This window comes from Streptococcus sp. HMSC072D03 (genome assembly GCF_001812855.1).
In the GTDB taxonomy this organism is placed as follows: Bacteria; Bacillota; Bacilli; order Lactobacillales; family Streptococcaceae; genus Streptococcus; species Streptococcus salivarius_D.
On the sequence record NZ_KV810647.1, the window covers coordinates 17,250 to 40,912 of the forward strand.

24 protein-coding genes are annotated in these 23,663 nt (G+C 40.3%); 20 read left to right on the forward strand and 4 right to left on the reverse strand.

Annotated elements, in window-relative coordinates:
* The 8 genes from HMPREF2877_RS03855 to greA all read left to right on the forward strand — a co-directional run.
* Window positions 1-934: THUMP domain-containing class I SAM-dependent RNA methyltransferase (locus tag HMPREF2877_RS03855; RefSeq protein ID WP_070578715.1), on the forward strand; the 934-nt coding region annotated here is incomplete at its 5' end.
* Window positions 935-936: 2 nt separating this feature from the next.
* Window positions 937-2,922 carry a cell division site-positioning protein MapZ family protein gene (locus HMPREF2877_RS03860; RefSeq protein ID WP_070578717.1) on the forward strand — a complete coding sequence of 662 codons (1,986 nt, stop codon included), beginning with the start codon at window positions 937-939 and terminating at the stop codon, window positions 2,920-2,922.
* Between the two features lie 108 nt (window positions 2,923-3,030).
* Window positions 3,031-6,126: a pilus expression-regulating Snf2 family helicase gene (locus HMPREF2877_RS03865; protein ID WP_045769240.1), complete on the forward strand. Its 3,096-nt coding sequence runs from the start codon at window positions 3,031-3,033 to the stop codon at window positions 6,124-6,126.
* Window positions 6,127-6,281: 155 nt separating this feature from the next.
* A complete protein-coding gene (locus tag HMPREF2877_RS03870; protein WP_045769241.1) occupies window positions 6,282-6,998 on the forward strand; it encodes a divisome accessory protein ZapJ in 717 nt (238 codons plus the stop codon).
* Between the two features lie 26 nt (window positions 6,999-7,024).
* Window positions 7,025-8,353 carry a UDP-N-acetylmuramate--L-alanine ligase gene (gene murC / locus HMPREF2877_RS03875; RefSeq protein WP_014633623.1) on the forward strand — a complete coding sequence of 443 codons (1,329 nt, stop codon included), beginning with the start codon at window positions 7,025-7,027 and terminating at the stop codon, window positions 8,351-8,353.
* Window positions 8,354-8,412: 59 nt separating this feature from the next.
* On the forward strand, window positions 8,413-8,907 hold the full coding sequence (locus HMPREF2877_RS03880; protein ID WP_045769242.1) for a GNAT family N-acetyltransferase: 495 nt from the start codon (window positions 8,413-8,415) through the stop codon (window positions 8,905-8,907).
* A 96-nt stretch (window positions 8,908-9,003) separates the two neighbouring features.
* Window positions 9,004-10,980, forward strand: coding sequence for an endolytic transglycosylase MltG (gene mltG, locus HMPREF2877_RS03885; protein WP_070578721.1), 1,977 nt, complete (start codon window positions 9,004-9,006; stop codon window positions 10,978-10,980).
* Between the two features lie 84 nt (window positions 10,981-11,064).
* Window positions 11,065-11,547 carry a transcription elongation factor GreA gene (greA, locus tag HMPREF2877_RS03890; protein ID WP_002883697.1) on the forward strand — a complete coding sequence of 161 codons (483 nt, stop codon included), beginning with the start codon at window positions 11,065-11,067 and terminating at the stop codon, window positions 11,545-11,547.
* Between the two features lie 167 nt (window positions 11,548-11,714).
* On the opposite strand, the gene yidC is transcribed toward greA, so the two are convergent.
* Window positions 11,715-12,632: a membrane protein insertase YidC gene (gene yidC / locus HMPREF2877_RS03895; protein WP_002883649.1), complete on the reverse strand. Its 918-nt coding sequence runs from the start codon at window positions 12,630-12,632 to the stop codon at window positions 11,715-11,717.
* A gap of 86 nt (window positions 12,633-12,718) precedes the next feature.
* Window positions 12,719-12,997, reverse strand: coding sequence for an acylphosphatase (locus HMPREF2877_RS03900; protein WP_013990023.1), 279 nt, complete (start codon window positions 12,995-12,997; stop codon window positions 12,719-12,721).
* 102 nt (window positions 12,998-13,099) lie between these two features.
* Between HMPREF2877_RS03900 and HMPREF2877_RS03905 the strand changes: the two genes are divergently transcribed.
* From HMPREF2877_RS03905 to HMPREF2877_RS03915, 3 genes are all read left to right on the forward strand, one after another.
* A complete protein-coding gene (locus tag HMPREF2877_RS03905) occupies window positions 13,100-13,837 on the forward strand; it encodes a TrmH family RNA methyltransferase (protein WP_049553983.1) in 738 nt (245 codons plus the stop codon).
* 101 nt (window positions 13,838-13,938) lie between these two features.
* A complete protein-coding gene (locus tag HMPREF2877_RS03910) occupies window positions 13,939-14,442 on the forward strand; it encodes an HD domain-containing protein (protein WP_002883682.1) in 504 nt (167 codons plus the stop codon).
* 23 nt (window positions 14,443-14,465) lie between these two features.
* Complete coding sequence (locus HMPREF2877_RS03915) at window positions 14,466-15,155, forward strand: Bax inhibitor-1/YccA family protein (RefSeq protein ID WP_002886525.1); 690 nt, start codon at window positions 14,466-14,468, stop codon at window positions 15,153-15,155.
* A gap of 36 nt (window positions 15,156-15,191) precedes the next feature.
* Here the strand turns inward: HMPREF2877_RS03915 and HMPREF2877_RS03920 are convergent, their stop codons facing one another.
* Window positions 15,192-16,328 carry a DUF5105 domain-containing protein gene (locus HMPREF2877_RS03920; RefSeq protein WP_013990025.1) on the reverse strand — a complete coding sequence of 379 codons (1,137 nt, stop codon included), beginning with the start codon at window positions 16,326-16,328 and terminating at the stop codon, window positions 15,192-15,194.
* Between the two features lie 136 nt (window positions 16,329-16,464).
* On the opposite strand from HMPREF2877_RS03920, the gene HMPREF2877_RS03925 reads away from it, so the two are divergent.
* Window positions 16,465-17,718, forward strand: coding sequence for a diaminopimelate decarboxylase (locus HMPREF2877_RS03925; protein WP_002886527.1), 1,254 nt, complete (start codon window positions 16,465-16,467; stop codon window positions 17,716-17,718).
* Between the two features lie 32 nt (window positions 17,719-17,750).
* Here HMPREF2877_RS03925 and HMPREF2877_RS03930 read toward each other — a convergent pair whose 3' ends face one another.
* On the reverse strand, window positions 17,751-18,293 hold the full coding sequence (locus tag HMPREF2877_RS03930; protein ID WP_002886528.1) for a TetR/AcrR family transcriptional regulator: 543 nt from the start codon (window positions 18,291-18,293) through the stop codon (window positions 17,751-17,753).
* 244 nt (window positions 18,294-18,537) lie between these two features.
* Here HMPREF2877_RS03930 and HMPREF2877_RS03935 point away from each other — a divergent pair, with 244 nt between their 5' ends.
* The 8 genes from HMPREF2877_RS03935 (at window position 18,538) to scpB (ending at window position 23,619) form a co-directional block, all read left to right on the forward strand.
* Window positions 18,538-18,789 (forward strand): YneF family protein, encoded by a 252-nt coding sequence (locus HMPREF2877_RS03935; protein ID WP_002883695.1) that lies wholly within the window; start codon window positions 18,538-18,540, stop codon window positions 18,787-18,789.
* A gap of 63 nt (window positions 18,790-18,852) precedes the next feature.
* Window positions 18,853-19,668: a glutamate racemase gene (gene racE / locus HMPREF2877_RS03940; RefSeq protein WP_002883619.1), complete on the forward strand. Its 816-nt coding sequence runs from the start codon at window positions 18,853-18,855 to the stop codon at window positions 19,666-19,668.
* On the forward strand, window positions 19,661-20,635 hold the full coding sequence (locus tag HMPREF2877_RS03945; RefSeq protein WP_002886529.1) for a nucleoside-triphosphate diphosphatase: 975 nt from the start codon (window positions 19,661-19,663) through the stop codon (window positions 20,633-20,635). The genes racE and HMPREF2877_RS03945 overlap by 8 nt, the downstream gene beginning before the upstream one ends.
* Window positions 20,617-21,138 carry a metallophosphoesterase gene (locus HMPREF2877_RS03950; protein WP_014633871.1) on the forward strand — a complete coding sequence of 174 codons (522 nt, stop codon included), beginning with the start codon at window positions 20,617-20,619 and terminating at the stop codon, window positions 21,136-21,138. The genes HMPREF2877_RS03945 and HMPREF2877_RS03950 overlap by 19 nt, the downstream gene beginning before the upstream one ends.
* Window positions 21,135-21,617: a cyclic-di-AMP-binding protein CbpB gene (cbpB, locus tag HMPREF2877_RS03955; protein ID WP_002883680.1), complete on the forward strand. Its 483-nt coding sequence runs from the start codon at window positions 21,135-21,137 to the stop codon at window positions 21,615-21,617. Before HMPREF2877_RS03950 ends, cbpB begins: the two co-directional genes overlap by 4 nt.
* Window positions 21,571-22,332 (forward strand): site-specific tyrosine recombinase XerD, encoded by a 762-nt coding sequence (xerD, locus tag HMPREF2877_RS03960; protein WP_070578724.1) that lies wholly within the window; start codon window positions 21,571-21,573, stop codon window positions 22,330-22,332. Before cbpB ends, xerD begins: the two co-directional genes overlap by 47 nt.
* Window positions 22,332-23,045 carry a segregation/condensation protein A gene (locus HMPREF2877_RS03965; RefSeq protein WP_049529105.1) on the forward strand — a complete coding sequence of 238 codons (714 nt, stop codon included), beginning with the start codon at window positions 22,332-22,334 and terminating at the stop codon, window positions 23,043-23,045. The genes xerD and HMPREF2877_RS03965 overlap by 1 nt, the downstream gene beginning before the upstream one ends.
* Window positions 23,038-23,619 carry an SMC-Scp complex subunit ScpB gene (gene scpB, locus HMPREF2877_RS03970; RefSeq protein ID WP_049529104.1) on the forward strand — a complete coding sequence of 194 codons (582 nt, stop codon included), beginning with the start codon at window positions 23,038-23,040 and terminating at the stop codon, window positions 23,617-23,619. Before HMPREF2877_RS03965 ends, scpB begins: the two co-directional genes overlap by 8 nt.
* The last annotated feature ends 44 nt before the right edge of the window (window positions 23,620-23,663 follow it).

Sequence of the window (23,663 nt, forward strand, 5' to 3'; positions counted from 1 at the left end):
TTTTGCCTTAGACTGGGAAAATTATCTTCCGCTAGGTGCAAAGTTCCCAATTTCTAAAGCTAAATGTGTTAAATCAAAGCTTCATAATGAGCCATCTGTTCAGGCGATTTCAAAAAAAGCAGTCGTTAAGAAATTGCAGAAGTATTTCCACCGTCCAGAAGGAGTGCCTCTTCAAGAAACAGGAGCAGAATTTAAGATTGAAGTTTCTATCTTAAAGGATAAGGCTACGGTTTTAATTGATACCACAGGTGCTAGTCTCTTTAAGCGTGGCTATCGTACTGATAAAGGTGGGGCACCTATTAAGGAAAATATGGCGGCTGCTATCCTTGAACTTAGTAACTGGTATCCGGATAAACCGTTGATTGACCCGACTTGTGGTTCAGGGACCTTCTGTATTGAGGCTGCAATGATTGGTATGAACATTGCGCCAGGATTTAATCGTGATTTTGCCTTTGAAGCATGGAATTGGGTGGATAAAGATTTAGTACAGTCGGTACGTGATGAAGCAGATAGCAAGGCAAACTATGATGTTGAATTAGACATTATGGGTTGTGATATTGATGGCCGTATGGTTGAGATTGCAAAAGCTAATGCCCGTGAGGCAGGTCTTGAAGATGTTATTAAATTGAAACAAATGCGTTTACAGGACCTGAAAACAGATAAAATCAATGGTGTCATAATTTCAAACCCTCCTTATGGTGAGCGTTTGTTGGATGACAAGGCTGTGGATATCTTGTATAATGAAATGGGTCAAACTTTTGCGCCACTTAAAACTTGGAGCAAGTTTATCTTGACCAGCGATGAACAATTTGAAAGCAAATACGGTATGAAAGCCGATAAAAAACGTAAGCTTTATAACGGTACACTCCGTGTTGATTTGTATCAATATTTTGGTGAACGTGTTCGCCGTTCTGAGGCTAGAAAGGTAAATTAAACGTGTCAGAAGATAAAACACAAAATGGCTATGAAGGTAGCCAAGAGCTAGATTTCCAAGATGCCAAGGAAATGACAGTCGGTGAGGCTGTCCGCAAAGAAGCTGAGATTAATGCTGGTGTAACAGAAACAGATAGCATTTTGGATAAGTATATCAAGCAACACCGTGAAGAAGTTGCCTCACAAAAATTTTCAAAGAAAATTGAAGCTGACGGCGATACATCACCTTTGGATGCTTTTATTCAAAAGCAACGTCAGGAGTTTGCGGATTCAGGTTTGATTAGCCAATCAATGGCTAATGAGTCAATCAACTCAACAACAGCTACTGAAGAAGTAACACTGGTCACATTTGGTTTTGGTGCAACAGATAACAAGGTTGATGAAGCTCAATCTCATGTTGATAAGCAGTTGCCAAATGCTCCTGTTGAACCTGAGGTTATTGCAGAACCAGAAAGTCAAAATTCTGAAGTTATCATTACGTCAACGAATGCTGATCGTTTCATCACGTCAGAAACAGAAAAATTTGACATTGGTGATGCACTTGCTGATTCCTCTACTTCAACTAATCAGCCAGCCTATAACGATGCATTGGTCGATAATATTGATGATAACAATCCTTTGATTGCTAACATTGATGATCCAGAACCACAAAATCCTGTTGTCGCCAATATTGATGATACTGAGCCACAAGCTTCAAACCCTTTGTTGGATGATGTTACTATCTCAGACACTATCGATTTGGCGGCTATTGCATCAACAGTGGCAGGGGTAACTGGAGCAAAAGCTGATGAAGAAAAGACAACACCAAAAGTGTCTATGGCAGTTAATCGCCCATCTGCAGAAGACAGAATCTCTTCAGAATCTATTTCGCCATCGCATAAGAGTGCCTTTGATGGTGACATTCCAGTTTACCGCCGTAAAGGTGTTGTTATCGGTGCTCTAGCAGTTCTTGCTTTAGCTATTATTGGTGGTAGCTATGCTCTTTATAAGGGAACACATAGCCAATCGGCAAAAACAACAAGCACAGCTTCTTCAGCAGTGACTTCATCATCAAGCAAGGACACGGCAGCTGCTGATAATAAGGCCTTCGAAGAAATGTATAAGAATTTCTTCACAGATGACGAGCAAACAAAACTCGCTAATGATCAATTTGGTAAGCTATCAGATTTGGAAAAACTGCTCAAGAAATTGGAGAAAACCAAGTATTATGATGCAGCTAAGAAAAAATATGATAATTTGAAGAAGCAAATTGAAGCTGTACAAAAGATTAACAGTCAGTTTGAGTCAGATGCTCTTGTAGATGGTAGCTATAATGCCTCTATCGCTGTTAAATCCGATGCTAACTTTAATAATCTTCCAGAAAGTGTAACAACAACTGGGAATGCGAGTCTTGATAGCACTATTCAAGAAGCTATTAAGGGTGGTAAGACTCAGCTTGAAGAAAAAGCTAAGGCTGCGAGCGTAACATCTGCAGCGACAGCTGCTGATAGCGCCAATACTGTTAGTCCTGCTGCACCTTCGGGTGATAACACGTCTGGAGCAGCTTCTAATGGTGGTGGTTCGGCTGCATCAAATACTTCTGGAGCGCAAAATGGATCAGCTAACTCAGGTTCAACTGGTGCGACTGGAGGAACTACTGGTGGTTCGGCTGCAGCTTCAACAGTTGTAACACGCGGAATCACAAATTATAACCCATCAATCCTTCAACGTGACCGCTCACGTGTGCCTTATAATGCAAACGTAGTAGCAGATACAAGTAACCCAGCTTGGATTTGGGCTGACGGTGTTCTTGATAAGATTATCGAAACATCACACTCACGTGGTTACTTCTCAGGAGATAACTTCATCCTTGAGCCAGTTAACATCATCAATGGTAATGGCTACTACAACTTGTACCTTCCAGATGGAACTTACCTCTTCAGTATCAACTGTAAGACAGGTTACTATGTTGGTAATGGTTCAGGTCACTCAGATAAACTTGATTATTAATAATAATCTGCGACACTCCCTAGGGAGTGTTTTTTGTTTTATCTTGGTGAAGGCCTAGTTTATAAGGATTTTGTGCTATAATAGAGGGATAAGATAGGGGTGAATACTATGGCAAAATTGATGCCGGGTAGAGTCCGTAATGAGGGTATTGAACTTTTTGAAAAGGATCTCATTACCATTCATCAGGTCTCAGAAACTCAGTTGGATACAACAGTTGACCAACATCATTTAATTTATGCACTCAATGATTCTGAAATCACGTGTGACTGTGATTATTTCGTTCAAAAAGGCTATTGTCCCCATTTGGCAGCGGTTGAGTATTATCTAAAAAATGATAAAGAAGGCCAGCGCCTCTTGGCAGAACTGGAAGAGGAACAAGAATCCTCTCAAGGTCAAGACCGAGGACACTCTTTTGGTGGTTTATTTTTAGAAGGCCTTTCCCTGAATGAAGATGATACCGTTAGATATAGCTTGATGGTAGAGGGAGAGGAATCTACCTTTGGTTCAGAGATTTGGTGGAGTATACGTTTACGTCGCTTACCAGATGAACGTTCTTATGTTATTCGAGATATTCCTGCCTTCCTCAAACTTGTAGAGGCTGAAGGTTATTATCAGATAGGTAAGAACTACTATGAACCCCTATCACTTATTCAATTTGACCAGGCTTCACAGGCATTTTTAGACTTCCTAGGACGGATGATTCCAGATGAAGCCAAGACTAATTTAGACTTTATTTTACCGAATAATGCACGTCACCTTTGTCTCCCTTACGGTTTTTTTGAGGAAGGTTTGAGACGGATGCAAGATTTGGATGGCTTTAGGTTTGAATGGGAAGGAACCGAATATCGCCAACTTTTGGTCGAGGATTTGACTGCTGATGCTCAGCTCTTCTCGTTTGATATTTGTGTCGAGCCTAAGATGATTGAATTGACTGTCGCTGAGAAGAATAGTCAGGCCTTTTTTAATAATCGTATTCTCTTTTATCAAGGTGTTTTTTATCGTCTGAATCGAAAACAACAAAAACTTTTGGTTGGCTTACGCTCTCTTCCAATCGGAAGCGATTTGAATAAGCACGTCAGCTTTAATCTCGATGAACAAGCCATCTTGGCTGCTAGTCTTTTTGATTTTAGGACTATGGGGCCAGTTAAGGCACCAAAAGCTTTTAATATCAAGGATTTCACACCGAGATTTCGCTTTGATCTGAAAGGTGACAGTGAGATTATTCTTACATTAGCCTTTGATTTTGATGGTTTCTTGGTACATGATCGCCAAGAGTTGAGTCATTTAGGATTTACCAGTAACTATCGTCATGAGCAGGCAGTTTTTCGTTTGATGTCTAAGCATGGATTCATCCCTGATTTTCAGTCATCTAAACGATTAAGTAGCAGTCAAGAGCTCTATGATTTCTTTACAAATACTCTATCAGATTTTGAAAATGCAGGAACGGTTCTGATTGGACAGGAGTTACGTGACTTACGGGTTGAGCAGAGTCCACAGGTTCAGGTAGAGCGTCAGGGAAATTTATTAGATATTTCCTTTGATTTTTCAAGTCTTGACGACGAAGATGTGGATCATGCTTTAGCAGCCTTGATGGAAAGCTCGCCCTATTTTATCAATCGTAGTGGTCAGTTGATTGTTTTTGACGAAGCGACGCATCGTATTAGTGAGAGTCTCAAAACTCTGAGAGCTCGTTACTCAGGAAAAGGTCACCTAGAACTCAATCAATTAACTGCCTATCAATTGATGGCTGCTCTTTCAGAAAGTGATTCTGTTCGTTTTTCAAAAGATTTCCAACTCTTAACGCAACATTTGAGTAAGCCAGAGACCTTTGATTTGCCAACCTATAAGGTAGAAGCTGGCCTTCGTCCCTACCAGGAAAGAGGTGTTCAGTGGCTATCGATGTTGCATCACTATGGTTTTGGCGGTATCTTGGCCGATGATATGGGGTTGGGGAAAACTTTGCAAACTATTGCCTATCTCTCTGCACATTTAGAAGAAGGACAACGAGTTTTGGTTTTGTCACCATCAAGCCTGATTTACAATTGGCAGGATGAGTTTAAAAAGTTTGCCCCTCAGTTAGATGTAGCGGTTTCTTATGGACTCAAGCCAAAACGTGATGACATCATTGCTGAAGACCACCAGATTATTATTACAAGCTACGCTTCCTTCCGTCAGGATTTTGATGCTTACAAGGCTGGCAAATATGACTATCTCATTCTCGATGAGGCTCAGGTCATGAAGAATACACAGACAAAGATTGCCCAATATCTACGTGATTTTTCTGTTCCACATTGCTTAGCACTATCTGGAACGCCTATTGAAAATCATTTGTTGGAGATTTGGTCTATTTTCCAGATTATTCTACCAGGACTTTTACCAGCTAAGAAAACGTTTCTTAAGTTAACACCTAAGGAAGTGGCTAGGTATATTTCTCCCTTTATTCTAAGACGTAAAAAAGAGGAGGTCCTTCCTGATCTCCCAGATTTGATTGAAATCACTCACCAAAGTGAATTGTCAGATGCTCAAAAGGCTATCTATTTAGCACAATTGCAACAGATGCAACAAGGATTAATTTCGGCAAGTGATCAGGAAATCAACCGTCGTAAGGTGGAAATCTTGTCAGGAATTACCCGCTTACGACAAATCTGTGATACCCCAGCTCTCTTTATGGACTATGCGGGAGATAGCGGAAAATTAGATAGCCTTAGAGAGTTGCTTAGCCAAATTAAGGAGTCAGACCATCGTGTCCTTATCTTTTCACAATTTCGTGGGATGTTAGATATTACAGAGGGGCTCTTACAAGAATTAGGAATTTCCTCATATAAGCTAACAGGGTCAACACCATCTGATAGTCGTCAGGAGATGACCAGAGCCTTCAATCAAGGAAGTCGAGATGCCTTTTTGATTTCTCTGAAAGCAGGAGGAGTGGGACTGAATCTAACTGGTGCTGATACGGTTATTCTGATTGACCTTTGGTGGAATCCAGCGGTAGAAATGCAGGCTATTAGTCGTGCGCATCGTATAGGTCAGGAACAAAATGTCGAAGTTTACCGTTTGATTACAAGAGGGACTATTGAAGAGAAAATTCTTGAGCTTCAAGAAGGCAAGAAAAACCTGGTAACAACCGTCTTGGATGGCAATGAAAGCCGTGCCAGCATGACCGTTGAGGATATTAAAGAAATTCTTGGTATTGCAATATCTTAATTTGTTATATTTGATATTGGAATACTAAGAGGTGAAAATGCTACTAGGCAAATCTTTTGAATTAGGTTATAATAGAATATTGCAAGACGTATCTTCCCATTCCCGATTATTTATATTAAGATACGCATCATCTCGAAAATGAAAGGAAGTCTTTTATGCATCGCCAAAGACGACAATTTCCGCTGATTCCAGACGGGGAACCTTGCTTGCAAGAACCGGTCTCTATGCGCCTATACGAAAATGAAGATTTAATCACAAATATCCGTGGCCCTTACCAAGATAAGGACTACAATGATTTGTTGCCGAACTATGATTTCTTGTCAGCTAAGCCTAGCAATCGTAAGCAGGCTCCAAAACGAGTGGAGACACAAGAAGCTGGCATGACTTATGCTGAGGAAGCCCGTGAAAAGGCTAAGCGTGATGTACGTGAGAAACGCCAAAAATTCCTCCGCCAAGAAGTTCAACAAACCAAGCATACTAATAGCCGTCAACTGACTACTAAGCCTAAGGTAGAAGCTAAACCAAGCTTTGAGGCTACTGTTGAACCAGCTGCTGTAACAACGGATAAAGGACCAGTGACAGCTTCTATCTTGGGAGCTCCTGTAAGTGCTATCAAGCGAACTTTAGCACCTAATGGGAAGCACTCAAAGATCCATCACTTGGCAAATCGTCTGCAACAAGATTCTTACATCTTGGCAGAAGTGGCCCCAACCTATCAACAGCCTAGTAACCCATCTCGTAAGAACGTCAAGAAAAATAGCTATGACTTCTTGAAACGTAGCCAGGTTTATAATTACCCAGAACGTCAAACTTACCGTGAACACCGAGTTGCTCAAGAATTAAATTTGACGCATTTAGAAGACGCAAACTAATCGCAGTGCGATTGTAAGGAGAAACTATGTCAAAAACTTATCATTTTATTGGAATTAAAGGATCTGGTATGTCAGCTTTGGCTTTGATGCTCCACCAAATGGGACACAAGGTTCAAGGTTCAGATGTGGAAAAATATTACTTCACTCAACGTGGTCTTGAGCAAGCAGGTATCCCTATTCTTCCTTTCGATGAAAAAAACATCACAGAAGATGTTGAATTGATTGCTGGAAATGCCTTTCGTGAAGATAACAACGTTGAAGTTGCTTATGCGATTAAAAATGGCTACAGCTTTAAGCGTTACCACGAGTTCTTGGGTCACTTCATGGATCAATTCACTAGCTTTGGTGTGGCAGGTGCACATGGTAAGACTTCTACAACAGGTCTCTTGTCACATGTTATGAAAAATATCACCGACACGTCATACCTTATCGGTGACGGAACTGGACGAGGTTCTGCTAATGCACAATACTTTGTCTTTGAGTCTGATGAATATGAACGTCATTTCATGCCATACCACCCAGCATACTCAATCATCACTAACATTGACTTTGACCATCCTGATTACTTTACAAGTATCGATGATGTGTTCTCTGCCTTTGATGACTATGCTAAGCAAGTGCAAAAAGGACTCTTTGTTTACGGTGAGGATCCACACCTTCGTAAGATTACAGCCAATGCGCCAATCTATTACTATGGTTTCGAAGAAAATGATGACTTTATAGCAACAGACATTGTGCGTACAACGACAGGGTCTAATTTTAAGGTGAAACATGATGGACAAATCCTTGGAGAATTCCATGTGCCAGCCTATGGTCGTCACAATATCTTGAATGCAACTGCGGTTATTGGGAACCTCTATGTAGCCGGTTTTGACATGGGCTTGGTTGCGGAACACCTTAAAACCTTCTCAGGTGTTAAACGCCGTTTCACAGAGAAAATTATCAGTGGTACTGTTGTCATCGATGACTTTGCCCACCATCCAACTGAAATTATTGCAACGCTTGATGCAGCACGTCAAAAGTACCCATCTAAAGAGATTGTTGCTATTTTCCAACCACATACCTTCACACGTACCATCGCCCTTCTTGATGAATTTGCTGAAGCTTTGAACGAAGCAGATGCTGTTTATTTGGCACAAATTTACGGTTCAGCGCGTGAGGTTGACCATGGTGATGTTAAGGTTGAAGATCTTGCTGCTAAGATCAATAAACCTGCCAAAGTGGTTACAGTTGAAAATGTCTCACCTCTCCTTGACCATGACAATGCTGTCTATGTCTTTATGGGAGCTGGAGATATCCAACTTTACGAACGCTCGTTTGAAGAGCTCCTAGCAAGCTTGCAAACACACATGTAATATATTAAGGGCTGTAGCGATTTCGCTCAGCTCTTTCTCTTAATAGAAAGGAATTTGATATGCTTATTCGACATGCCCGAAAGGATGATTGGGCTGATGTTGTTCGTATCGAACAAGAAAATTTTTCGCCTGAAGAGGCTGCAACTCCAGAGGCTATTGCAGAGCGTTTAGAGACGATTTGTGATACCTTTCTAATTGCTGAAATTGATGGCGTTGTAGCTGGTTACATTGAAGGACCTGTGATTGCGGAACGTTATCTCACAGATGACTTGTTCCATAAGGTGGCTCCTAATGCTAGTCAGGGAGGTTTTATTGCAGTGACTAGTTTGTCTATCTCCAAAGACTTTAAAGGACAAGGTATTGGAACAGCCTTGATTGCAGCGCTTAAAGATTTGGCTATTGCTCAAAAACGCCAAGGTATTAGTTTGACTTGCCATGATTACCTGATTGCCTACTATGAGATGAATGGTTTTACTGATGAGGGAGAATCAGAATCAAATCATGGTGGAAGCTCTTGGTATAATATGGTCTGGGAGAACCCAGAAACCCATTGATTTCAGTGTTACGTTACTGTGACAAAGGACCAATTGATTTGCATTAACTGACTTTTTAAGATATAATGGCGTTTGTTACTATAGAGGAGGTATGCCTTGACGGACAAGTTTAATGAACACTCGGAAGCTTCTGAAGATAGCCTAAGCTTTAAAGATCAGATTCTCCGAGACTTACAAGAAGCGACACGGCTCCGTTCTCTTCGTGAGGAGGAGCATAATAAAAGTGCAACTATGCCCGAGACACCACTTTCAACGTCAACTGAGAGCGCTACAACCCGTAGTGATTCAGCGTCTAATAAAGTAAGTAACCAAGATTTTAGTTCACATTCTGTTTCTCACAGTGCCTTTGCTAAATCTATGACTTCTGAGACAGCCCAAGATTCTCAACAAGATAGTCTTGGCTTGTTTTCAGATTCTCAAGCGGAGTCTTTAGTATCTGATGCTCATTCAAACCTAGCGTCTATTCCTAAAGAGCCAATTGAGGAGGAGAAAAAGGTAAATATTCCTCAAGAGACTGAAACGTCGAAACGCCGTTTTAAACGTCCAGTTTGGGAGACTAGTCTTAACGAAGCATCTGAAGAGGAGTATATTCCTGCAGATGTGGCAAAGGAGCTCATTGAAGCTAAGTCTAACGAAGCTATTTATACAGACCCTAAAGAATTGGAGGCCAAATTGACCTCAGAACGTCAAAAAGAAGCATTCTTGCAGGAACATCATGCAACAAGTGACCAAGCGTCGCAAGAAAAGGTTCAATCAGAGCTAGTAGCTGATGGTAATGAGGATGATGAGAGTATTTCTCTAGAACCCTCAGGAAAACCTAAGAAAAAGAAAGGCAAGAAAGTGAAGAAGAAAAAGTCTTCGCCAAAAGATGTTAAACAGGCTGATATTGTCGACGAAGAGCCGATTTCACGTTCTAACCGAAATCACAAACGCAATAAAAATAACCGCCGTGCTGGGAAAATTGCAAGAAATATTATTATCTTCTTGCTACTTATCTTGTCAGTAGCTGCATTCTTTGGTTATCGTTATGTTAGTGATGCTGTTGGCGCAAAAGATGTTAATTCAACTAAGTTTGTTAGTGTTGAAATTCCTGAAAATTCAGGTAGCAGTTATATTGGTCAACTCTTGGAATCAGCTGGTGTCATTAAGTCTGGTAAGGTCTTTAATTACTATACCAAGTTTAAGAACATCTCAAATCTGAAAAGTGGTTACTACAACCTTCAGGCTAGCATGACCATGGATGAAATTATTGAGGCACTCCAGAAAAAAGGTAGTGATAAACCTCAAGAGCCATCTCTTGGTACGGTCTTAGTCAAAGAAGGATATACCATTGATCAAATTGCCAAGGCAGTTGAAGTTAATTCTTCAGCTAAAAAAGGCAAAAAATCATCAACTGGACTTAAGGCGAAAGATTTCTTGAAATTGATGAAGGATGACGCTTTCATTACAAAGATGAAAGCGAAGTACCCAACCTTGTTGGCAAACCTTCCAAATTCTACGGATGCTAAGTATGTCCTAGAGGGTTATCTGTTCCCAGCGACTTATAACATTCATGATGATACGACGGTGGAGTCTTTGGCAGAGGAAATGTTGTCAACGATGGATACCTACCTATCACCTTACTATGCGACGATTTCATCTAGTGGACACAATGTTAATGAGATTTTGACCCTAGCTTCTCTTGTTGAAAAAGAAGGAGCTACAGATGACGACCGTAAAAATATTGCTAGCGTCTTCTATAATCGTCTAAACTCAGACATGGCTCTACAAAGTAATATCGCAGTTCTTTATGCTCTTGGAAAACTAGGTCAGGAAACGACCTTGAAAGAAGATGCAACTATTGACACAAACATTGACTCCCCTTATAATGATTATGTTCATAAGGGGTTGATACCAGGTCCTGTGGATAGTCCTAGTCTGTCTGCGATTGAAGCGGTTATCAATCCATCATCTACCAAGTACATGTACTTTGTGGCAGATGTAACCACTGGTAATGTCTATTTTGCTGAAAGCTATGAAGAGCATCAGCATAACGTTGAAACTTACATTAACAGTAAACTAAAAGATAAATAGTCTGATTGGTTCATTAAAATCAAGCAAACGAATAGTGGTTTTGATGATACAGCCAACGGCTCAAAAAATAGAAAAGAGAAAAAAATGGCAGAAAAAACATATGTAATGACACAAGCAGAGAAAGAACAACTTGAAGCGGAATTGGAGGAGTACAAACTCGTCCGTCGTCCAGAAGTTGTAGAACGTATTAAGATTGCACGTTCTTATGGTGACCTTTCAGAAAACTCTGAGTATGAAGCAGCCAAAGACGAGCAAGCCTTTGTTGAAGGACAAATTCAGATTCTTGAAACAAAAATTCGTTATGCAGAAATCGTTGATAGTGATGCTGTTGCTAATGACGAGGTTGCAATTGGTAAAACAGTTGTTGTTCAAGAAGTTGGTACAAACGACAAAGATACTTATCATATCGTTGGTGCAGCCGGTGCTGATATCTTCTCAGGTAAAATTTCAAATGAAAGCCCAATTGCTCAAGCCTTGATTGGTAAGAAAGTTGGCGACAAAGTCGCTATCGAATCACCAGCAGGTAGCTACTCTGTAGAAATCCTTAGTGTAGAAAAAACAGCCTAAGTGACTGTTGGCATTAAGGTGTCCAATATTTGAAACTAGTGGGAGTGAGACAAAACAGTTGTTCTGTCTCACTCCCTTTTTGCTTACCGGCGCTATTAGGAGTTAGGCTGGTCTGAATTAATCTATAAGAAAAGCACTCTTGGCATTTGCCAAGAGTGCTTTGTAGCTTATTTACGATTTTGCTTACCGGCATTACGGTTTTTCTTTGGTTTACTTGCAATTGCTTGAGTATTTTTTGGTGTTACATCTTTACGCTTGATTGGTGTAGTACGAGGTGCTTTTGGAGGGTTCTTTTTGAACTCTTCAGCAACTTTTTCTTTCAAGCGAGGTTTGATGATGTAGTTGGTAATCAACTGTTGGATAATAGAGAAGATACCACCAACGAACCAGTAGAGGATTACGGCTGCAGGTGAGCTAATACCAAAGAAAATCATCATGATTGGCATACTGTACATCGTCGCTGCCATTTGTTTACGTTGCTCTTCAGGAACTTGTTGAATAGACAACCAAGATTGGAAGTAGTAAAGAGCTGCGATGATGATAATCAATGGGAAGTCACGGTGACCAAGGTTAAACCAGAGGAAGTTATCTTGGAGTACACCAGGAGTGTAACGTGCTGCGTAGTAGAGTGCTGAGAAGAATGGGAACTGAATCAATAGAGGAAGACAGCCGACACCACCCATCAAGCTTAGACCGTTTTCACGCTGAGCTTGCATGAGTTCAGACTGGGCAGCCATTTTTTCCTCTTGAGTTTCGGCGTTACGCAAACGTTCGTTGATTGGTTCCAAGATAGGCGCAAGGTACTCACGTTTTGCTGATTGGTAGGCTGCGCTACGAGATTGGTGAAGACCAAGTGGCAAGATAATCAAACGAACAATGATGGTAACAAAGATAATACCAAGACCAAAGCCGAGACCAAGATTATCAGCGAAGTAGGTGATGACGTGGCTCATAGGGCGACCAAGGAGGTTCCAGACCCAACCAGTAGGATTACCAGACTTATCAAGGCTCACACATCCTGATAGGAAGAAAAGCATGCTGGCAGCAAGCCCCATCAGGGCTAGACGTTTTTGATTTTTATTCACAATATCATTCCTTTTGTTTTTTAGTTATACTTGTCTATTTTACCTTTTTTTAAGAAAGAGAACAAGCTAAAAACGGTGGCTTCCTCTTAATTAGCCATCCGAAAATCGCTGTAATTTGAGAAGTTTGCCATGGTCACATCGACATAGGTTACTTTAGACCATTTTGAAGGTCCTTTTCGAACTTCTTGAATAAATTTAGCTAACTTAGCAGGATTGTCTGACTGAGCTAGGATTTCAACAGTTCCGTCGTCATTATTCCAAACCCGACCGTATATATCTCCAATATCTAGTGCTAGAGCATAGGTTGAATAACGAAAACCAACACCTTGGACTCTTCCTGAGACTAATAATCGTACTTTTTGCATGATCCACGACCTCCTTTTGAAAGCTCTTTCTTTTAGTATAATCCTTGCTATAAAGTCGGTCAAGTCCAAGATTTATCAAGGAATTTCTGCTATAATGAGTGTATGGAAATCATTCAATCAAAGCAAAATGCTAGCATTAAGTCTGCTAGAAAATTATTGCAGCGCAAGCACCGTAAAACTAGTTATCTTTTAGAAGGATGGCATCTTTTTGAGGAAGCAAAGGCAAGTGGTGCTGAGATTCTTCAAGTTTTCGTGCTTGAGGAAATGGCTGATTGTGTGGCTAATATGGCTAAGGTGAAGTTGGTTAGTCCAGAGGTGCTCAAGGAGCTCTGTGAAACTCAGACCCCCCAAGGGATTGTGGCAGAAGTTGCTAAACAATCTCAAGCCTTGCCAGAGTCTCTCTCAGGTAAGTACCTTCTCTTGGAGGATGTTCAGGATCCTGGCAATGTAGGAACAATGATTCGCACAGCGGATGCCGCAGGTTACGATGGAGTTTTTTTGTCAGACAGATCAGCTGATATTTATAATCAGAAGACCTTGCGTTCTATGCAGGGAAGTCATTTCCATCTTCCAATCTATCGTGGACCTATTCTTGACATGGTTGAGGCTTGCAGAAAGCAAGGGGTACCCGTCTTGGCAACGACTCTCTCAGATGTCTCGGTTGACTATAAAGCAGTTAAGACAGATGGTAATTTTGCCTTAGTGATGGGAAATGAAGGTCAAGGAATTAGTCAGGAAATGGCTGAGTCTGCTGATCAACTTGTACATATTAGCATGCCAGGTCAGGCGGAGAGTCTGAATGTTGCTGTGGCAGCAGGAATTCTCATGTTTAGTCTCTAGGTCTCAAGGATGATTTTAGGAGAAAACAACTGACTTTTAAAGTAATTTTAAGCACTAGTGGTATAATGAAGAAGCATTAGAAACATTAATGAGGTATTATTATGAAACGACCAGAAGATGATAAAGAATTCATGGAAGTTGTGGGACATTTGATTTCACACCCACGTTTTCAAAAATTGGATGGGATTGTACAACACCATCATTCGACACGTTTAGAACACTCGGTTAATGTTAGTTACACCAGCTATAAGATTGCTAAAAAATTTGGCTGGGATGCCAAGAGTACTGCTCGAGGCGGTCTCTTACATGACTTTTTCTATTATGATTGGCGAGTGACTAAATTTAATAAGAGTCATGCTTGGGTACACCCACGTATTGCTGTTCGTAATGCTAGAAAGCTTGTTAATCTAAATAAAAAAGAAGAGGATATTATCCTCAAGCATATGTGGGGAGCAACGATTGCACCGCCGAAGTATAAGGAATCTTATATTGTTACTATGGTGGATAAGTATTGGGCGGTTAAAGAAGCGGCGACACCCTTACGAAACCGAATTAAAAATCGTAAGTTTTTCCGTCGTAAGACCCTACAAAGCCACCACCAATAATTCATTATTTTTAGGAGATAACTATGGAATCAAATGCAATTTATACGACTAGTGATGCGGGCTTAAGCCGCTTTTTCGGAAAGATTTATGGCCTTGTTGGTATGGGAGTGGGACTTTCAGCAGTCATTTCTTATCTGATGCTCTTCCCTCTCTCGCATGTTTTTGTCAATATTCTCATGAATTATTCTTGGGTTTACATGGCAGCCCTCTTTTTAGAGTTTGGTTTGGTCTTTTTGGCTAGCGGTGCTGCACGAAGAAATACACCTGCAGCCCTACCTTTATTTTTGGTTTATTCCGCTTTGAATGGATTTACACTTAGTTTTATCATCGTTCAATACACGCAAGCTATAGTTTTTCAAGCTTTCCTTAGCACTGCCATTGTTTTCTTTATCATGGCCCTTATCGGAGTTAGTATTAAGCGAGATCTATCAGGCATGGCTAAGTTCCTTATGGCAGCCTTGATTGGGATTATTGTGGCTAGCTTGATTAATATTTTCTTTGCAAGTAGCATGATGAGTTTTGTGATTAGTATTGTATCAATTCTTATTTTCTCTGGTTTAATTGCCTATGATAACCAGATGATTAAAAAGGTTTACTACGGTACCAATGGTCAGGTCACAGATGGATGGGCAGTTTCTATGGCACTTAGTCTTTACTTGGATTTCATTAACTTATTCTTGAATATCTTGCGACTCTTTGCTAGACGTAATTAGTAAAAAGAATCAGCCACCTGGCTGATTTTTTAATGTCTAATAGTTTTTTGTAAGTGTCCCTTGCTGGCCTGTGTAAGCGTAGAAGAGTGGGTAGTATTCCCATTTTCCGACATAGCTATCTTTATCTGGGAAGGCCCACTTGTCGTCTTTTTTAGTAAGTTCGACTGAGTAATTATCAAAGATATTTGTTCCTTCTGTCTTTGGTGCTGATGGGCTTACTTCTTTGATTGAATTCGGTAGGTAAGTTTCCATGTAGTATTGTCTTGTTAGTTGATCGACATTTCCAGCGTTGGCACCATTGCTTTGTAGGTAGTTTTTAAGGTCATCTGTGAGATTTGGGTGATTAGCACCATAGGCATCGTCTGCAGCTTTCATACTGATAGTTGACATGCTGACATTGAATTCTGCCTTATCTTTAGCGACAATAATGTTATCAACAGTATAGCTACCGCGTTCACGGTTAGCAGTTTGGACCCAACCAAAAACTTTTGGAATTTCATCACCGGTTGGTTTGATATGATCAGTATCATCATAGCTGTATTGAAGGCTATCTGAGAAATATTGGTTAAGTTCGCCCTTGGCTTTGTCCAAGTCGTTAGAAACAAATTTACTGTAGTCTTTGCTTTCACCACCTAGAAGAACTGCATTGAAATAAGCATCAACAGCCTTTTTAACATTGGTAGTTGTTTTACCATCGAAATCTTTTAGGCTAGTAGAAACTGTTTGTCCCTCTGTTTTCTCATCTTTTGATTCAAAATAGAGTTTATAGCTTTCGTCGTTGTTAACTTCGAAAAAGAGTGAGACAGTCTTGTAGTCGTCAGCTTCAAGCTTTCCAAAGTCATCTGTAGCGTCCTCTACGTTCTTATTTTTATTGAAGAGAGTAGGTAGGTCGCCCTTGTCGAGCTTGCTTGCTGTGACTTTTTTACCATCTTTATCTTTGAGGTAGAATTGTTTAGCAGATGTTTTAAGCTCATTTTCCATATCTTCCGAAGTATTCTCGAGTTTGAATGAAACTTCGACTAGGGTTTGGTCATCCTTGAGCTTGAGGTCGCTTCCTGACATATAGACAATATCGTTAACAGAAAGCTTGGCATCAAGTTTTGGCTTGGCACATGCTGAGAGCGTTAAGATGGCTGCTAGAGCAAGAGCCCCAGAGTAAAGATATTTTTTCATAAATAATCCCCCATTATTTTATTAGGTTGTAGGTCTATTGTATCATGAAATATGCCTTGAGATTATTAGAAAATTGGGTTTCAAGCCTTTTCTTATGCTATAATAGGATTACTATTGTAAAAAAATGGAGAATCAAATGACAAAAACACCTTTTATTACGGCTGATAAACTTGAACAAATCACTGCAGAATTTCCAACACCTTTCCATCTTTACGATGAAAAAGGTATTCGTGAAACAGCGCGTGCAGTTAATGCAGCCTTTTCGTGGAATCCAGGTTTTAAAGAATTCTTTGCTGTAAAAGCTACACCTAATCCAGCAATCCTCAAAATCTTGAAGGAAGAAGGGTGTGGTGTCGATTGTGCGACCGATACAGAGCTTGTCATGAGTAAGAAAATTGGTTTTGATAGTAGCGCCATTAGCTTTACATCTAATGATACACGTGCAGAAGAGTTTGTTTACGCGCGTGATATTAATGCGACAATTAACCTTGATGCTTACGAAGATATCTTTTTCTTGGAAGAGGCTGCAGGGCTTCCTGAAACCCTTTCTTTGCGCTTTAACCCAGGGGGCGTCTTCTCTCTTGGTACTGATATCATGGATCATCCTGAAGAATCAAAATTTGGGATGACTAAGGAACAGCTCTTCAAAGGTTATGCCTACCTTAAAGAAAAAGGAGTGAAATCATTCGGTTTGCATGCTTTCTTAGCGTCAAATACAGTAACGAATGAGTATTACCCAACCTTGGCTGCTCAACTGTTTGAATTGGCGGTAGAAATCAAGAATGAACTTGGTGTTAGTCTTGACTTTATCAACTTATCAGGTGGTGTTGGAGTGGACTACACACCAGCCAATAAACAAAATGATATTGCCGTTATCGGTGAAGGCGTTCATGCTAAATTTGATGAAATCCTTGTTCCGAATGGTCTTGGACACATCAGTATTTACACTGAGCTTGGGCGTTTCATGACAGCACCTCATGGCCTTGTCGTTACTAAGGTTCTTCATATTAAGGACACTTATCGTCGCTATGTTGGTGTAGATGCTTCTGCGGTTAACTTGCTCCGTCCAGCTATGTACGATGCCTACCACCACATCACGAATATGACTAATCCAGATGGTGACATTCAAGTAGTTGATGTGACAGGTTCGCTTTGTGAAAATAATGATAAGTTTGCTAAGAACCGTGAATTGCCAGAAGCTCGTATTGGAGATACATTGGTTATCCACGACACAGGTGCTCATGGTTTCTCAATGGGTTACAACTATAATGGACGCCTTCGTTCTGCAGAAATTCTCTACCAAGAAGATGGCACAGCTCGTATGATTCGCCGTGCAGAGACGATGAATGATTACTTTGCCACTCTTGATGGTTTTGATTTTGACATTTAACAAAAAATAAGCTAGGCCTTAAAGGCTCTAGCTTATTTTACTTTAATGATGACAGCTTCAAGAATGATATCGGCTAATTCCTCAGGGGATTCGATACAGCCTTCTTTGAGCCAGATTGTCAAAATGGTAACAATAGTGCTAACATAAACTTCCAATGAATATTTGGCAGGGATATGATAGCTTTGTTCCATGAGCTCTGTAACATTTTCAATATCAGAGTTAAGGATAGTCTCGATAATGAATTCACGAATCATCTCATTGATGTTTGGAATGTGTGTCATCAAGGTGAGACAGAGTTTTTGATTTTCCTTAAGATATCGTAGCATTTCAGTGACAACACCTTCTTGGTAGGTCATGTCTTCCTGAAGAATACTTGAGATTTTATCTAAAATCTTTGAGAAGGTTGTTTCAACCAAATCTTCCTTATTTGAATAGTAGTAGTAGAAGGTCGGTCTGCTGAGATTTGCCTTCTTGATGATATCTGTGATGCTGATTTGTTCGAGTGAACTCTCCTCTAAGAGTTCAATAAATGCGTTGACAATTTTTCGTTCGGAAATAGTTGCTTCCTTGAGCATAAATAAACCCCTTTATATAAACATAATAATAATTCCACAACCTATATAATAACCTATTTTTGTTCTAGAAATCTTACAAGTCCTTTACAGTTGTAAGTGAAAAATACTGAAAGTCTCATTTTATCGGTATTTTAAACGAAAAACTATTTTTCTAGACGTTTTTAAGAATCAACGTCTTATTTGTCAGTAGGGGCCATTTTTGCTATAATATAAGGTAAATCAACGTTATAGGAGAATTGAATTTATGAACACCGTCCTTTGGATTATTCTTGTTTTTGTAGCCCTTTTGGGTGGTTTTTATGGAGGCGCATATTTTGCCCGCAAACAAATGGAGAAAGAATTGGCTGAAAATCCTCGTTTGAATGTGGACGCTGTTCGTACCATGATGTCAGCTGCGGGTCAAAAACCAAATGAAGCAAAAGTGCGTCAAACATATAACCAAATTATCAAACAACAAAAACAAGCACTTGCAGATAGCAAGAAAAAGAAAAAATAATGGTGGGGAGCTGGGACGTGAATCTCAGCTTTTTACATGTAACCTAGGGGATAAGGAGGCAAGATGGATAATCGACCTATAGGATTTTTAGATTCTGGTGTCGGAGGACTGACGGTAGTACGTGAACTTAAACGTCAGTTGCCTCACGAGTCTATTGTTTATATTGGTGACTCTGCTAGGGCACCGTATGGTCCTAGACCGGCAGAACAAATCAGACAGTATACCTGGCAGTTGGTTAAATTCCTTCTGACCAAAGATGTAAAGATGATTGTTATTGCCTGTAATACGGCAACAGCAGTAGTTTGGGAGGAAATCAAAGGAGCCTTGGATATCCCAGTGCTAGGTGTGGTTTTGCCTGGTTCTAGTGCGGCTATTAAGTCTAGCCAATCGGGTCATATTGGTGTCATTGGGACTCCAATGACGATTGCCTCTAACATCTATGAACAAAAAATTAAGCATTTGGCACCACAAATGAATGTCTTGAGTTTATCTTGTCCTCGCTTTGCCCCTATTGTTGAATCCAATGAAATTAACTCAAGTGTGGCTAAAAAAATTGTTTATGAAAGCATGGCACCTTTAGTCGGTAAGGTAGATACCTTGGTTTTGGGTTGCACCCATTACCCACTTTTACGTCCCATCATCCAAAATGTTATGGGGCCAAGTGTCAAGCTAATTGATAGCGGAGCGGAAACAGTTCGTGATGTTTCTGTTTTGCTCAATTATTTTGAGATTAATCGTAGCCGTGAAGTCGAAGACAAGACGGAAGAATATTACACCACGGCTAGTGTGCTTGGTTTTAAAGAAATCGCAGAACAATGGCTAGGTGAAGAAGTTGCTGTCCAACATGTCGATTTGGACAAGGAGTTAGAAAATGACTAAATCAATTTTTGAATATAAAGACGAACAAGACTGGTATTTGGCTAGTTTTGGAAACTACAATCACTTGACTTGTTTTGGTGGTGATGAGGCCTATGAGCAATTTGTTGACTTTTTCCAAGCTTTGACTAACGTTTTGGCTGTTAGTGGCTTTCAGTTACATATTGCGAAACATTCTTCAGACCTTCGCTTGGTATCCTTTATTTTGGATTGCTTGAAAGAGGAAACTGGTCGTGACCTAGCTGTTACGCAACATCAAGGGGCTTTGGTAGTTAGTGAAGGAGATAAGCTTGTCTATGTACATGTGCCTAGAGAAGGTGTCGCCTTGAGCGATTTCTTTGGTTCTGATAACAAATCAGACTTTGGTGATGTCCTATTGATTGCGACACGCAATGAAGGAAAAACCAAGGAATTTCGTAAACTATTTGGAAAACTAGGTATTAAGGTAGAGAATCTTAATGATTATCCAGACCTTCCTGAAGTTGCTGAAACGGGTATGACCTTTGAAGAAAATGCACGCTTGAAGGCGGAAACCATTTCTGAATTAACTGGTAAAATGGTCCTTTCAGATGACTCTGGTTTGCAGGTAGATGTTCTTGGAGGTTTACCAGGAGTTTGGTCTGCTCGCTTTGCTGGTCCTGATGCTACGGATGATGAAAATAATGCTAAATTATTACACGAGCTGGCTATGGTGCTTGATGATAGCAAACGTACTGCGAACTTCCATACAACCCTAGTTGTTGCAGCCCCTGGACGTGATAGTTTGGTTGTTGATGCCGACTGGAAGGGTTATATTGGCCGAGAACCGAAAGGTGACAATGGTTTTGGTTATGATCCACTCTTTTTAGTTGGTAATACGGGTAAAACGGCAGCAGAGCTTTCTGCAGAAGAGAAAAATGAACAATCTCACCGTGGACAAGCTGTTAAGAAACTTATGGAGGTCTTCCCAGCATGGCAGAACAAACAATAATCGTAATGAGCGACTCCCATGGAGAACGTGACATTGTAGTAGATATAAAAAATCGTTATCAAGGGAAGGTAGATGCTATTTTCCACAACGGAGATTCTGAGTTAGAATCAAGTGATCCTGTTTGGGATGGTATCCATGTGGTTCGTGGTAACTGTGATTATGATTCAGGTTATCCAGAACGTTTGGTCGTAAAACTTGGCGATGTGATTATTGCACAAACACATGGTCATCTTTATGGCATTAATTTTACCTGGGACAAGTTAGATCTTTGGGCGCAACAAGAGGATGCAGATATTTGTCTCTATGGCCACTTGCATGCGGCAGCAGCTTGGCGAAATGGTAAGACGGTGTTTATCAACCCAGGATCTGTTTCGCAGCCACGTGGGCCTATCCATGAGAAACTTTATGCTAAGGTGATTATAAACAGTGCAAAAATTCGTGTGGAATATTACACACGTGACCATGAACTTTATTCAGAACTTACACAGGAATTTGAACGATGATTGCTAAAGAATTTGAAGATTTTTTGTTGGCTCATTTAGATAATTATTTAATTCCATCAGATCAGGTTGCTATTTTTATTGATAGTCACAACGCTGATCATGTGGTTTTGCTTTTGACAAGCAATGGTTATTCGCGCGTTCCCGTTTTGACTAAGGATAAGCATTATCTTGGGACCATATCTTTGACGGATATTAAGCGTTATCAAGATGAACATAACTTGCAAGAGTGGGAGATGGTTAACCGTGATATCGGACCGATGACATCAGATGTCGTGGAAACAGTGGAAGATAATGCCAATCTAAATGAGGTAATGCATAAGCTAGTTAATAATCCTTTCCTTCCTGTGGTTGACAGCCAAGGCATTTTCAAAGGAATTATCACACGAAAATCGATTCTAAAGGCGGTTAATAGCCTCTTACATGACTTTACACATGACTATATCATCATTCCAAAAACAACTGACAACTCAGATCACTGATTTTCTGGCTACTAAGGTCATTTCGGAGAGTTCAAAGCAAGCTTATGCTTATGATCTTAAGCAGTTTGCAACGTCGATTTCAGGACAAATTGATCAAACTAGTCTCAAGCTCTATGAAAACCAACTGAAGGAATGGAAGCCATCCGTACAAAAGCGTAAGCGCTCTGCGGTCAATCAATTTTTGCTATACCTCTATCAAAAGGGTGAATTAGAGAAATTTTTCAAACTATCAGAGACGGTTACACTACCTTCTCAGGAGGATAAGTTGCGAATACTGGATTTTTCATCGCTTTATGAGGGGCGTGAAGGGGTTGGTAAGCTGGCTTGTCTGCTGATTCTAGAGTTGGGACTCTTACCTTCAGAGATTTTGGAGTTGGACTGGGCCGATATTGACTTGGATTTTGGTGTTGTAACTGTGGCCAAGGGAAGCACTAAGCGTGTTCTCAGACTTGAAGCAGATGTGAAGCAGTATTTGTTGGCTATTAAAGATGTCAACAGCCAGGGCTTGCTTTTGGGTAAGGTCTATACTCGACAATGGCTGTATAAGCAAATCCAGACTTATGTTAGTGACTGTGGCTTATCGAATGTAACTGCTCAAGTCTTGCGTCAGCAATTTATTCTTAGACAGATTGAAAAGGGAACGGGCGCCTTTGAACTTGCTCGTTTACTGGGACTAAAAAGTCCAGTGACCTTGGAGAAATACTATAAAACCTAATGGATATTAAGTTAAAAGATTTTGAGGGGCCACTGGATTTGTTGCTCCATCTGGTTTCTAAGTATGAGGTAGACATTTACGATGTTCCCATTGTTGAAGTTATCGAGCAATACTTGGCTTATTTAGCAACCTTGCAAGCCATGAAGCTTGAAGTTGCAGGGGAATATATGCTTATGGCTAGTCAGCTCATGCTGATTAAGAGTCGTAAGCTTCTGCCCACAGTGGTGGAAGCTGAGCCTGAAGCAGATGATCCAGAACTAGAGCTCTTGAGTCAATTGGAAGAATATGCACGCTTCAAAGCAGCTAGTCAAGAGTTGGCTAAGCAGCATGAAGTACGAGCTCAGTATTTTTCAAAACCAAAAGTTGAATTGGTTTATGAAGATGTGACGCTGAATCAGGATAAGACTATTCAAGACATTTTCTTGGCTTTTTCAAAAATCATGGCTGAAAAGCAAGAAGAAATTCGTCGAAACCACACAACCATTGCGCGTGACGATTATAAAATTGAAGACATGATGCTGATTATTGAGGAAGCATTTGGCTCAAAAAATGAGCTGTATCTGGATGAACTTTTCACGGATGCTAAGGATATGAATCAAGTAATCACCCTCTTTTTGGCAACTCTTGAATTGATTAAGGTACATCGCATATCAGTACATCAGGAAACAATTTTTGGTACAATCACACTAAGAAAGGAATGGACGAATGAGTAGTCACTTAGCACGATTAGAAGCTTTACTTTTTGTGGCAGGTGAAGATGGTCTTAGTCTACGTACTATGGCACAGCTTTTGGAAATGCCAGTGACGGGTCTGACCCAGTCCTTGGAGAAATTGCAAGCCAAGTACGCGGCAGATGAGGATTCAGCTCTTTGTTTATTGGAATCGTCAAATACCTATAAGCTGGTGACTAAGCCAGATTTTGCAAGTCTCCTTCGTGACTATTCTAAAACGCCTATTAACCAGAGTCTATCACGAGCGAGTCTTGAGGTCCTCTCTATAGTTGCTTATAAACAGCCTATTACACGTGCTGAAGTCGATGACATTAGAGGTGTTAATTCTAGTGGTGCTATTGCTAAACTTCAGGCCTTTGATCTCATTCAAGAGGCTGGTAAAAAAGATGCTGTCGGTCGTCCTAACCTATATGCGACTACTGATTATTTCCTAGACTTTATGGGGATTAATAGTTTAGAGGAACTTGTTGCTATTGATCAACTAGAACTTGAAGAGCAAGAAACGAGTCTCTTTAGGGAAGATGCTCCAGAGGAGCTTGAGGACTTGGACAATTAAGAGTAAACCTTGTTGAAACTAATCATTAAAAATAAAGAAACATA

Bases quoted from the DNA above. Each gene is read 5' to 3' on its own strand.
- HMPREF2877_RS03865 (WP_045769240.1), top strand. From the start codon at position 3,031: ATGGCAAAATTGATGCCGGGTAGAGTCCGTAATGAGGGTATTGAACTT.
- HMPREF2877_RS03870 (WP_045769241.1), top strand. From the start codon at position 6,282: ATGCATCGCCAAAGACGACAATTTCCGCTGATTCCAGACGGGGAACCT.
- murC (WP_014633623.1), top strand. From the start codon at position 7,025: ATGTCAAAAACTTATCATTTTATTGGAATTAAAGGATCTGGTATGTCA.
- HMPREF2877_RS03880 (WP_045769242.1), top strand. From the start codon at position 8,413: ATGCTTATTCGACATGCCCGAAAGGATGATTGGGCTGATGTTGTTCGT.
- greA (WP_002883697.1), top strand. From the start codon at position 11,065: ATGGCAGAAAAAACATATGTAATGACACAAGCAGAGAAAGAACAACTT.
- HMPREF2877_RS03900 (WP_013990023.1), bottom strand. From the start codon at position 12,997: ATGCAAAAAGTACGATTATTAGTCTCAGGAAGAGTCCAAGGTGTTGGT.
- HMPREF2877_RS03905 (WP_049553983.1), top strand. From the start codon at position 13,100: ATGGAAATCATTCAATCAAAGCAAAATGCTAGCATTAAGTCTGCTAGA.
- HMPREF2877_RS03910 (WP_002883682.1), top strand. From the start codon at position 13,939: ATGAAACGACCAGAAGATGATAAAGAATTCATGGAAGTTGTGGGACAT.
- HMPREF2877_RS03915 (WP_002886525.1), top strand. From the start codon at position 14,466: ATGGAATCAAATGCAATTTATACGACTAGTGATGCGGGCTTAAGCCGC.
- HMPREF2877_RS03920 (WP_013990025.1), bottom strand. From the start codon at position 16,328: ATGAAAAAATATCTTTACTCTGGGGCTCTTGCTCTAGCAGCCATCTTA.
- HMPREF2877_RS03925 (WP_002886527.1), top strand. From the start codon at position 16,465: ATGACAAAAACACCTTTTATTACGGCTGATAAACTTGAACAAATCACT.
- HMPREF2877_RS03930 (WP_002886528.1), bottom strand. From the start codon at position 18,293: ATGCTCAAGGAAGCAACTATTTCCGAACGAAAAATTGTCAACGCATTT.
- HMPREF2877_RS03935 (WP_002883695.1), top strand. From the start codon at position 18,538: ATGAACACCGTCCTTTGGATTATTCTTGTTTTTGTAGCCCTTTTGGGT.
- racE (WP_002883619.1), top strand. From the start codon at position 18,853: ATGGATAATCGACCTATAGGATTTTTAGATTCTGGTGTCGGAGGACTG.
- HMPREF2877_RS03945 (WP_002886529.1), top strand. From the start codon at position 19,661: ATGACTAAATCAATTTTTGAATATAAAGACGAACAAGACTGGTATTTG.
- HMPREF2877_RS03950 (WP_014633871.1), top strand. From the start codon at position 20,617: ATGGCAGAACAAACAATAATCGTAATGAGCGACTCCCATGGAGAACGT.
- cbpB (WP_002883680.1), top strand. From the start codon at position 21,135: ATGATTGCTAAAGAATTTGAAGATTTTTTGTTGGCTCATTTAGATAAT.
- xerD (WP_070578724.1), top strand. From the start codon at position 21,571: ATGACTATATCATCATTCCAAAAACAACTGACAACTCAGATCACTGAT.
- HMPREF2877_RS03965 (WP_049529105.1), top strand. From the start codon at position 22,332: ATGGATATTAAGTTAAAAGATTTTGAGGGGCCACTGGATTTGTTGCTC.
- scpB (WP_049529104.1), top strand. From the start codon at position 23,038: ATGAGTAGTCACTTAGCACGATTAGAAGCTTTACTTTTTGTGGCAGGT.